Raw genomic sequence first — 10683 nt, 5'->3', positions numbered from 1 at the left:
TTAAGCCAAAAATGGCCGTTTTTTGCCAATCCTGCGTTACCAAACCCTCATTTGGCTCTGCCAAATTTCGGATTTGGTGCCTTGTCCTGACAAAAAACAACTCATTTTTATCATTAAAAAATAACTCAAACAGCTTCTAAGAAGTAGCAATAGACTTGCATTGAACTTAACTTGGTCGCCATCGTTGAAAAAAGCATCGGCATCGGAAAATCCGTCAGCGTACACCTCGATCTTGCCCAACGATTCGAGCATGACCAACAGGGGTAACAAATCCTGAGACTTATTGCGTGACATATTTGAGGTCTTGCCGAGCTCGGTAGAGGATAATCGGATCGGCGAATTTTTCAGCTACTAAATCTACTTTTGCGTTGAGCAAGTCTTGCAACTTCGCCTTGAGCCTATCGCGTAGCCTGTAATCCATGTGCTGTTCAAGAAGAATATCGATGTCGCGGTAGTTTTCGCCACGCGCAAAAGATCCGAACAAACCTAGACGTTGAATACCGAACTCTTCGAATACTTTTTCCTGACGTAACAGAGTTTCCAAATGATTGATATCCATAAAGCTACGCATCTAAATGTAGGGTGACTTTGGCTCAATTTTCAAAGTTAGCCTTTTTAAGCTCAATAAATCAATCAATCGTGCTCGTGATGCTCCCCAAACTGCAACGGACTCTTCATGATGCCCCGCTCCGAAGTGCGAATGAAGTTTACGATTTCGTCACGCTCGTCTGAGGGCGGTAGTTCGAGTTCGATTTGATTGAGGGCGTCGGAGTTGTTAAGGCCCTTCATATAGATGTAGCGATAAACCGTCTGAATCTCAGCAATTTGCTGATTGGAGTAGCCGCGCCGCCGCAACCCCACGGAGTTGATACCCGCGTAGGAAATTGGTTCGCGGGCAGCTTTGGTAAAGGGTGGTACGTCCTTACGCACCAAGGATCCGCCCGATACAAAGGCATGGGGACCGATCTTGACAAATTGGTGAACCGCGCTAATCGCGCTGACGATAGCCCAGTCACCCACCTGGACGTGGCCGGCCATCTGAACATTGTTGCCAATGATACAATTATTGCCAATGATGCAGTCGTGGGCGATATGCGCGTAGGCCATGATGAGGCAGTCGCTGCCGACCTCCGTTTTCCAGTGTTCCTCGGTGCCGCGGCTGATGGTGGCGTACTCGCGGATGGTGGTGTTGTCGCCCACGTAAGTGAGCGTGTATTCATTATTATATTTCAAATCCTGGGGAATGGCCGAAACGACCGCACCGGGATAGATGCGGCAGTTTTTGCCGATGCGTGCTCCCTCGTTGATGACCGCGTGGGAGGCCACCCAAGTACCTTCGCCGATCTCCACGTCCTTATGGATCATGGCGAACGGCTCGACGACCACATTGCGGGCGATTTTGGACTCAGAGTGGATGTAGGCTAGGGGTTGTATCATTTTTTCTTGACCAGGCTGGCGATCATGTCGGCTTCGCAGACCAGTTGTCCGCTCACGTAGCCGCGACCGCTCATTTTGACGATGCCCCGCTTCATAGGGGAAGTGAATTCGCATTTAAAAATAACGGTGTCGCCCGGCACCACGTTGCGCCGGAAGCGACAATTGTCGATGCCGATCAGGTAGGGCCAGTAGTTTTCGGGGTCGGGGACGGTGCTCAGGACTAGGATGCCGCCCGTCTGGGCCATCGCTTCGAGCTGCATCACGCCGGGCATCACGGGGTTACCGGGAAAGTGACCCAGGAAAAACTGCTCGTTCATCGTCACGTTCTTGGTGCCGACCACGCTCATTTCGTCCAGCGCGATGATCTTGTCGATCATCTGAAACGGGTAGCGGTGGGGGAGGAGGTTGGCGATTTGGTTGATGTCCAGAATCGGCGCCTTCTTTGGGTCGTACTGCGGGATGCCGTCCTTAGCGGCTTTCATCAGTTTCTTGATTTTTCTGGCCAAAGCTACGTTAGCAGCATGACCGGGCCGAGCGGCCAGAATCTGTGCTTTAAGGGGACGGCCTACTAATGCCAGATCGCCCACTAAATCCAACAGCTTATGCCGGGCCATTTCGTTGGGAAAATGCAAATCCACATTGTTCAAAATTCCCTTCGACTCATCGACACTCACCTTGGGCTTATCGAGAAGTTTGGCGAGGTGGTCCAGTTCGCCTTCTTTCACCTGCCGATCTACGATGACGATGGCGTTGGTCAGATCGCCGCCTTTGATCAAGTTCTGATTGTAAAGGGCTTCCAGTTCGTGTAGAAAGCAGAACGTCCGGCAAGGGGCGATTTCTTCCTTAAAAAGCGTCATGTCGTTCAGCGAGGCATGCTGGCTGTTGATGACCTTTGAGTTATAGTCCACCATTACCGTGAGACGGTAATCAGTCAGCGGCATGGCCGCCATCTCGATGTCATTCTCGGCGTTGACATAATGGACATACTCGGGTACTTCGAAATAATTTCGGTAGGCATTCTGCTCTTCGATGCCCGCTTCTTCCAGCGCTTCGATGAACTTGATGGCGCTGCCGTCCATGATCGGCGGCTCGGGACCGTCGAGTTGAATCAACACGTTGTCTATTTGCAGGCCGACCAAAGCGGCCAACGTGTGTTCAACGGTGTTGATGCGGGCCCCGTTTTGCTCGATAGTCGTGCCGCGCGACAAGTCCACGACGTTGTCCACATCGGCGTCCACAATAGGCTGGTCGGGCAGATCCACACGCTGGAACTTGTAGCCGTGGTTGGCGGGGGCGGGTAAGAACGTCATTGTGGCCGATACGCCCGTGTGTAGTCCGACACCGGAAACCGACGCTGCTCTTTTTATGGTTTGTTGTTTTTCGTTCATTTTTAGTAGGTAAAAGCTGTACGCTTTGTGCGGTAGGCTCGTTCCGGCGTTTCGGTAAGCTTTTCGGGTATCAAGCAAGTTAGAAGTTAATCGGCAGAACCCGTTTTCGGGGCTTCTGCCTTGCTTATTTCCAAATCCTGAATTCGTTTTTCTATTTCAGGGAATTTGCGCACGAGAGCCTGGGCGCGCAAATGGGCACTCAGTTCATAGGCGGGAGAACCACTCAGCGACAGCCCTTCCTTTTTAATGTTCTTTCCAACCCCCGACTGCGCCCCTACTTTGGTACCATTGGCCAGGGTAAGGTGACCGGCAATGCCGACTTGTCCGGCGATAATGCAATTCTCGCCTATTTTGCTGGAACCTGAAATGCCCGATTGGGCCGCAATAACCGTGTTTCTGCCTATTTCGACGTTGTGCGCAATCTGCACCAAGTTGTCGATTTTGACGCCCGTGCGGATGATCGTCGAACCCATCGTGGCGCAGTCGATCGTCGTGTTGGAACCGATGCTCACATGGTCTTCGATAACGACATTGCCAAGTTGGGGAATCGTTTTGTAGGTGCCGTCGGGCTGTGGGGCGAAGCCAAAGCCATCGCTGCCGATGACGGTATTAGCGAAAATAACGCAGTGGCTGCCTATGACCGCATTGTCATAGATGCGGACGCCGGGATGAATCACCGTGTCATCGCCAATCGTCACATTATCGCCGATGTGAGCGTGAGGGTGGAGGATGACCCGCTCGCCAATCACGCACTTTTTTCCGATATAAGAAAAGGCGCCTCGGTAGCCATCGTTACCAACGGTACTTTCCTCGCCCAGATAAGCGGGCTGCTCGACTCCACGTTTGGTTTGTTGGGTGAATTTCTGGTACTCCTCCAAAAGCTGAGTGAAGGCAGAATAGGAATCCTCTACGTAAATTAGGGCAGTAGAAACCTCTTTTTTTGGTTCAAAATCCTTGCTTACTAACACCGCTGACGACTTGGTATCGTAGAGATGCGATTCGTATTTGAGATTGGCAAGAAAGGAAATACAACCGGGTTTGCCTTCTTCAATTTTGGCGGCGGAACGAATGACGGCGGCTTCATCGCCCACCACTTTTCCGTTCAATAATTGAGCGATTTGCCCGACAGTAAACTCCATAGAAAATCAAAACGACTTGGACTGGCACCGCTGCAAAAGAGCTTCATTATCAAGGGCAAGAGTGCTAAGCAACTCTGTCCCAAATCCATGCAGTGCGACTATGGGCGCAAAGATACGGTTTTAGCCCAACTTACGTAATACTTGCGGACAATCTTGCTTAGGGCGTGGATGGTCGGCAATTCCGACGCCTCCACAATGTCTATCACGCGGCCATCCTTCATTTTGATGCGAATCTGGTCCTCGCCCGTCACATAAGCCGAGTTGGTAGTTTGGCCTTCTACCAAAAAATAAGATAACTGATCGCCGGTCACACCCTGCGCCCGCAAGTCTTTGCGCAGGGTTGCTAGTAGTTCCTCAGAAGGAGGCGCGTCCAACAACTGGATCTTGAACAGGCGGCGATCGAGCAGCCGCTGGCATAGTGCGGAAAGCACGGGGTCGCTCTCCTGCGCCCAGGCTTTGATGGCCCCCCACATGTCGTAGTCGTCCAGCCGGACAAAAGTTTGCAGTAGTTCAGGGCGTTCCCGAAAATCGGCCAGGGTGGAGCGGTGGCGCAGGAAAAAGCCGAGATTGGGCGAGGCGTATAAGTCGGCGCCCTGTTCCGTGAGGTCGCGGGCGCGGCGGATGGCCTGTGTGAGCATGGCTTCGGCGCAAAGAGAGGTTTTATGCAAATACACCTGCCAGTACATAAGGCGGCGGGCGTTGAGGAAGTTCTCGATGCTGAGCAGCCCTTTTTCTTCCACTACCAATTCATCCTTATATACATCCAGCATTTTGATGAGCCGACTTGCGCCTATGGTACCTTCCGCCACGCCCGTGTAAAAGCAGTCGCGGTTGAGGTAGTCCATGCGATCCATGTCCAGTTGACTGGAAATGAGTTGGTGGAAAAATGGACGAGGGTACGTTCCCTCGAACATCTGAATCGCCAGATCGAGGCGCCCGTCGAATTGCCGATTGAGCTCCTTCATCAACAGCAGCGAGAGTACCTCGTGCGGAATACCCGTCAACAGTGTCTTTTCCAGCACATGCGAAAACGGCCCGTGACCGATGTCATGCAGCAAAATTGCCACCTGCGCCGCCTCGCACTCGGCGTCCCAAATCAGGTGCCCCTTATCTTGCAAAGTCTTTAATGCCAGTCCCATCAGGTGAGTGGCCCCCAACGCGTGGTGAAAGCGCGTGTGCAACGCCCCAGGATACACCAAATCAGCCATGCCCAACTGCCGGATGCGCCGCAACCGCTGAAAGTACGGATGCTCCACGAGGTCGAACAGTAATTCCGACGGAATGGTAATGAAGCCGTACACAGGGTCATTGAGGATTTTACGCTTGTTCAAAATATTGTGGAATTGTGGAATTATTGAATCGTGGAACTGTGTAGCTGTTGTTGATGGGGCAGTCCATGTTGTTATATTTCGGTAGTCAGGAAGAAGTGCATAAGCGAATTTTTGTGGAACTGGTCGGTTTGTGTTTAGTCCTGAATAGGTCTAGGTCAAAAGTAAACAGTTCAACGACTCAACGGTTCCACGATTAAACAAATAAATCTTGGCGAATCGAAACCGAAGCTTTATTTTTGCCTTTCAAACTCGTAAAGAGTTGGGCCTATAGCTCATTTGGTTAGAGCAACTGACTCATAATCAGTAGGTGCCTGGTTCGATTCCAGGTGGGCCCACATCTTTTCTCATAATCAGCAGGTGTCGCCGGGGTCGCGTACGCCGGGCGGCCCGCCCCGTTCGAACCCTGCTGGGCCCACGTTACCAAAGCCTTCAGCTTCTTAGCTGAAGGCTTTTTTTATGCCTTTCATCTTATAATAATCCCAAATCTCACCCCTGGGGAATTGATTTTAACCTCATTTTAATCTGCTTTTAACTCTGGCTTAAGGCGCGGGGGGCTACTTGCAGCGTATTCTTTAAATCCTATTCCTGGATAAGGAGGGCAGGAGTACAAAATCAACTCATCTAAAAGCTTAAACACAACAACCGAAATTCAAACATGAAAAGAACACTCCTGTTCGTGAGCCTGTGCGCCTTGTTTTTCCAAACAGGCTGTGCCACAAAGGGCGAAGAAAAGAAAGAAGAAGAAACGGAGTTCTTGGTAACTAGCCCGGTGGTCAAAGACACCCTGGTCACCAAGGAGTATGTTTGTCAAATCCACGCCATCAGCCACATCGAACTGCGGGCGCTGGAAAGAGGGTACTTGCAAAAAATCTACGTGGACGAGGGGCAGTTTGTCAAGCAGGGGCAGCTCATGTTCCAGATCATGCCGATGCTCTACCAGGCCGAACAGCAGAAAGCCAAAGCTGAGGCGAATTTTGCCGAAATAGAATACCAGAACACCAAGGCTCTCGCCGACAGCAACATTGTGTCGAAGAACGAACTGGCGATGGCCAAGGCAAAATTGGATAAGGCCAAAGCCGAACTCTCGCTGGCCGATGTCCACCTGGGCTTCACCGAAATCAGGGCGCCTTTTAGCGGCATTATGGACCATTTCCAGGTGCGGATGGGCAGCCTGGTGGACGAGGGAGATCTGCTGACGACCATGTCGGACAACAGCCAGATGTGGGTGTATTTCAACGTGCCGGAGGCGGAGTACCTGGACTACAAGTCCAGCACCGACGAGGACAACATGAAGCAGGTGAACCTGTTGATGGCCAACAACCAGAAGTTTCCTTACATCGGCAAAGTGGAGACCATCGAGGCCGACTTCAACAACGAGACGGGCAACATAGCCTTCCGGGCCACTTTCCCCAACCCCAAAGGATTGCTGAGGCACGGTGAGACGGGCAACGTGCTAGTGACTGTGCCGCTCAAAAAGGCCCTGCTCATCCCGCAGAAAGCCACTTTTGAAGTGCTGGAAAAGAAGTACGTGTATGTCCTGGATAAAGACAGCAAGATCCAGTCGCGTGAAATCACCATCGCCGCCGAAATGCCGCACATTTTTGCGGTTCAGTCGGGCCTGAACAAAGACGACAAGATCCTGCTGGAAGGCTTGCGCCTGGTGCACGAAAACGAAAAGATACACCCGAAGTTCGTGCTACCAGCCAAGATGCTGTCTCAGTTGGATTTGTACGCGGAATAACTCAACGATCCCAAAAAGCAAGAAACTATGTTCAGTTCGTTCATACGCCGACCCGTATTCGCCATTGTCATATCGGTCATGATTGTCTTCGTGGGTGGTTTGGCAATCAGAAGCTTACCCATCTCCCAGTTCCCGGACATCGCCCCCACCACCGTCAACATCTTCATCGCCTACCCCGGCGCCAGTGCCGACGTGCTTGTCAAGTCCACGCTGATAACCCTGGAACAGGCCATCAACGGGGTGCAAGATATGCGGTACATTGCTACCGACGCCACCTCGGCCGGGGAGGCCACCCTCCGGATTATTTTTGAACCCGGCACCGACCCCAATGACGCGGTGATCCGGGTGAAAACCCGGGTGGACCAGGTCATGCCGCTTTTGCCCGAACTGGTTCAGCGAGAAGGGGTTATCATCACGCCCATCCAGCCCAGTATGCTGATGTATGTCAACCTCTATTCCAAGGACAAGAGCATTGACGAGAAATTCCTCTTCAACTATGCCACCGTCCAGATGATCCCGGAAATAAACCGGACTCGGGGGGTGGCCAGGAGCCAGATACTAGGCAGCCGTCGCTACGCCATGCGGGTTTGGCTGAACCCCGACCGCATGAGGGCTTATAACATCTCCGTGGAAGAAGTCATGGATGCCCTGGGGGAGCAAAGCATCATTGGCCGTCCGGGCCGGATTGGCCAAAGCTCTGGCATAGCCGCCCAGTCGCTGGAATACGTGCTGACCTACAAAGGCCGGTACAACAAGGCGGAAGAGTACGAAAGCGTCATTATCCGGGCCAATTCCGAGGGAGAAAGCATCCACCTGAGGGACATCGCCACCGTCGAGCTGGGTAGTGAATTCTTCGACATTTATTCCAACCTCGACGGCCACCCTTCGGCGGCCATTGTCTTGAAACAGAACTACGGCACCAACGCCAACGATGTCATTGCCGACGTGAAAGCCAAACTCGAGGTGATGAAAAAATCCTTCCCTCCGGGTGTGGACTATAAAATCAGCTACGACGTGTCGCAGTTTCTGGACACTTCCATCGAGCAGGTGCTCGATACGCTGCGGGACGCATTCATCCTGGTGGCCTTGGTGGTTTTCATATTTCTGGGCGACTGGCGGTCCACCGTAATCCCGATTCTCGCGGTTCCGGTGTCTTTGGTGGGGGCGTTTTTTGTCATGCAGTTTTTTGGCCTTTCCATCAATCTCATTACGCTGTTCGCCCTGGTACTGTCAATCGGCATAGTCGTGGATAACGCCATCGTCGTGGTGGAGGGGGTGCACGCCAAGATGGAAGAAAAGAACCTCTCCCCGTACAGAGCCACCCTGGAAGTGCTTCATGAACTCGGTGGGGCCATCATTGCCATCACTCTGGTCATGACGGCGGTGTTTGTCCCATTGGTGTTTATGTCGGGTCCGGTGGGGGTTTTCTATCGGCAGTTTTCCATCACCATGGCCAGTTCCATTGTCATTTCGGCCGTGGTGGCCCTCACGCTCACCCCGGTGCTGTGCGCCATGCTATTGAAAAATAATCATGGAAAACCCAAAAAGGCAAACTTGCTGTCCAGGTCGCTCGACGGGTTCAACCGGGGATTTGAAAAAGTCACCGGCAAGTACGTGGGCTTGTTGAAACTGATCGTCAACCGACGCGTGGTCACGTTCGCCGTATTGCTGACATTCTGCGCGGGCATATTCTACGAGAACACCATCCTGCCGGCCGGTTTCATTCCCAACGAAGATCAGGGCACCATTTATGCCATTATCCAGACGCCCCCCGGCTCTACCCTGGAAAGAACCAATGAGGTGTCGCAGCGGCTTCAGAAAATTTGTGAAGAAATCAAGGGCGTGGAGGGTGTGTCTTCTTTGGCTGGTTACGAGATCATGACCGAAGGCCGGGGTTCCAACGCCGGCACCTGCCTGATCAATCTGAAGCCCTGGTCGGAGCGCGACCAGAACGTGAAGGAAATCATGGAGGAACTGGAGGAGAAGTCGAAGAACCTGGGGGCCGTTGTCGAATTCTTCGAACCCCCCGCCATTCCGGGATTTGGCACGTCGGGCGGTTTTTCCATGCGCTTGCTGGATAAAAACACGGATACGGACTACCAGGAGTTCGATAAAATCAACAAAGAATTCATGGAAAACCTGGGCAAGCGCAAAGAGCTCACGGGTTTGTTCACCTTTTTTGCCGCCAATTATCCGCAGTACGAACTGGAATTCGACAATAATGCGGCCATGCAAAAGGGCGTGTCCATCGGAAAAGCGATGGAGAACCTCAACATCATGATCGGCAGCACCTACGAGCAGGGCTTTATCAAATTCAATCAGTTTTTCAAGGTATATGTGCAGTCTGACCCCGCCTACAGAAGGCTCCCTTCCGACATTTTGAAGCTGTTCGTCAAGAATGAGGAAGGAGAAATGGTACCCTACTCGTCGTTCATGAAGCTTAAAAAAGGCCAGGGACCCAATGAAATAACCCGCTTCAACCTGTACAATTCGGCCGCCATTCAGGGACTTCCGGCCAAGGGCTACACCACGGCCGAGGCCATCGAGGCCATCCGTGAGGTGTCCGCCACGACCCTGCCCAAAGGGTACGACATTGCCTTCGAGGGCCTTTCCTACGACGAGTCTATCCGGGGTAACGAGTCGCTCTACGTGTTCCTGATCGTGCTGGTGTTCGTCTATTTCGTGTTGGCTGCCCAGTACGAGAGCTTCATAATTCCCATGGCCGTAATATTCTCGCTTCCGGTCGGGGTGTTCGGTTCTTTCTTGCTGCTAAAACTAATGGGGCTGGAAAACAACATCTACGCCCAGATCGGTCTCATCATGCTGATTGGCCTTTTGGGTAAAAACGCCGTGTTGATCGTGGAATTTGCCGTGCAGAAACGCCAGCAGGGAGCCACGATTCTGGAAGCCGCCATCGAAGGGGCCAGGGTTCGTTTCCGTCCCATACTGATGACCTCGTTCGCCTTTGTGGCCGGATTGATCCCGTTGATTACCGCTACGGGTGCGGGCGCGATTGGCAACCGCACTATCGGCGCCTCGGCCCTAGGCGGCATGTTGTTCGGTACCATTTTCGGGGTAGTTATCATTCCCGGCTTGTACTACATATTTGCCCACATGGCCGATGGCCGGCAGATGATAAAAGGCGAAGACGAAGAACCGTTGTCTGAAAACTGGGCGCATCAAGTGGACACTTTTACCCTCCCTGCTTTAAGTCCCAATCATGAATAAGCAACTCATCCATAAGTGCCTGACCGTGATGGCTGTCGTCCTCTGCGTGTCGGCCTGCAAGACGCCCGCTCTGGTGACCAGGGAGGCCAACCGGGAAGTTCCGGCAAGCTACTACAACGCCTCGGACTCCACCAACTCGGCCCGGCTGAGTTGGCGGGACTACTTCACCGACCCCTACCTGACCGCCCTGATAGACACCGCCCTCGGCGGCAGCGGCAACCAGGAACTGAACATTGCTCTACAGGAAATCGCCATCTCGCAAAACGAAGTGCTGGCCCGCGCCGGGGAGTACAAGCCTTTCGTGGGCCTGCGTGGCGGGATGGGCATTGAAAAAGCCGCCCGCTACACCCAGCCTGGTTCCAGCGAAGCCACCACCGACATCAAACCGGGCCGCGAAACGCCCGATCCGCTGCCCGATT

7 protein-coding genes, 1 tRNA gene and 1 pseudogene are annotated in these 10683 nt (G+C 52.9%); 4 read left to right on the top strand and 5 right to left on the bottom strand.

Features of this window, described 5'->3' with window-relative positions:
- Positions 1-280: 280 nt before the first annotated feature.
- The 5 genes from ACEW8P_RS00620 to ACEW8P_RS00600 form a co-directional block, all read right to left on the bottom strand.
- Positions 281-559 (bottom strand): nucleotidyltransferase family protein, encoded by a 279-nt coding sequence (locus ACEW8P_RS00620; RefSeq protein ID WP_373511176.1) that lies wholly within the window; start codon positions 557-559, stop codon positions 281-283.
- Positions 560-633: 74 nt separating this feature from the next.
- Positions 634-1437: an acyl-ACP--UDP-N-acetylglucosamine O-acyltransferase gene (gene lpxA / locus ACEW8P_RS00615; RefSeq protein ID WP_373511175.1), complete on the bottom strand. Its 804-nt coding sequence runs from the start codon at positions 1435-1437 to the stop codon at positions 634-636.
- Positions 1434-2825: a bifunctional UDP-3-O-[3-hydroxymyristoyl] N-acetylglucosamine deacetylase/3-hydroxyacyl-ACP dehydratase gene (locus ACEW8P_RS00610; RefSeq protein ID WP_373511174.1), complete on the bottom strand. Its 1392-nt coding sequence runs from the start codon at positions 2823-2825 to the stop codon at positions 1434-1436. Before ACEW8P_RS00610 ends, lpxA begins: the two co-directional genes overlap by 4 nt.
- 86 nt (positions 2826-2911) lie before the next feature.
- Positions 2912-3964, bottom strand: coding sequence for a UDP-3-O-(3-hydroxymyristoyl)glucosamine N-acyltransferase (gene lpxD, locus ACEW8P_RS00605; RefSeq protein WP_373511173.1), 1053 nt, complete (start codon positions 3962-3964; stop codon positions 2912-2914).
- Between the two features lie 98 nt (positions 3965-4062).
- Positions 4063-5295: an HD domain-containing protein gene (locus ACEW8P_RS00600; protein ID WP_373511172.1), complete on the bottom strand. Its 1233-nt coding sequence runs from the start codon at positions 5293-5295 to the stop codon at positions 4063-4065.
- Between the two features lie 261 nt (positions 5296-5556).
- On the opposite strand from ACEW8P_RS00600, the gene ACEW8P_RS00595 reads away from it, so the two are divergent.
- The 4 genes and pseudogenes from ACEW8P_RS00595 to ACEW8P_RS00580 form a co-directional block, all read left to right on the top strand.
- Positions 5557-5630, top strand: a tRNA-Ile gene (locus tag ACEW8P_RS00595).
- A gap of 320 nt (positions 5631-5950) precedes the next feature.
- Positions 5951-7036, top strand: a complete 1086-nt coding sequence (locus ACEW8P_RS00590) for an efflux RND transporter periplasmic adaptor subunit (protein ID WP_373511171.1) — start codon at positions 5951-5953, stop codon at positions 7034-7036.
- A gap of 27 nt (positions 7037-7063) precedes the next feature.
- Positions 7064-10264 (top strand): efflux RND transporter permease subunit, encoded by a 3201-nt coding sequence (locus tag ACEW8P_RS00585; RefSeq protein WP_373511170.1) that lies wholly within the window; start codon positions 7064-7066, stop codon positions 10262-10264.
- A pseudogene (locus tag ACEW8P_RS00580) lies at positions 10257-10683 on the top strand (TolC family protein); the annotation flags it as partial. The gene ACEW8P_RS00585 and the pseudogene ACEW8P_RS00580, both read left to right, overlap by 8 nt.

This window comes from Persicitalea sp. (assembly GCF_041751555.1).
Taxonomy (GTDB): domain Bacteria; phylum Bacteroidota; class Bacteroidia; order Cytophagales; family Spirosomataceae; genus Persicitalea.
The sequence above is the reverse complement of the archived record's forward strand: the minus strand, read 5'-3'. Positions and strand labels throughout refer to the sequence as shown.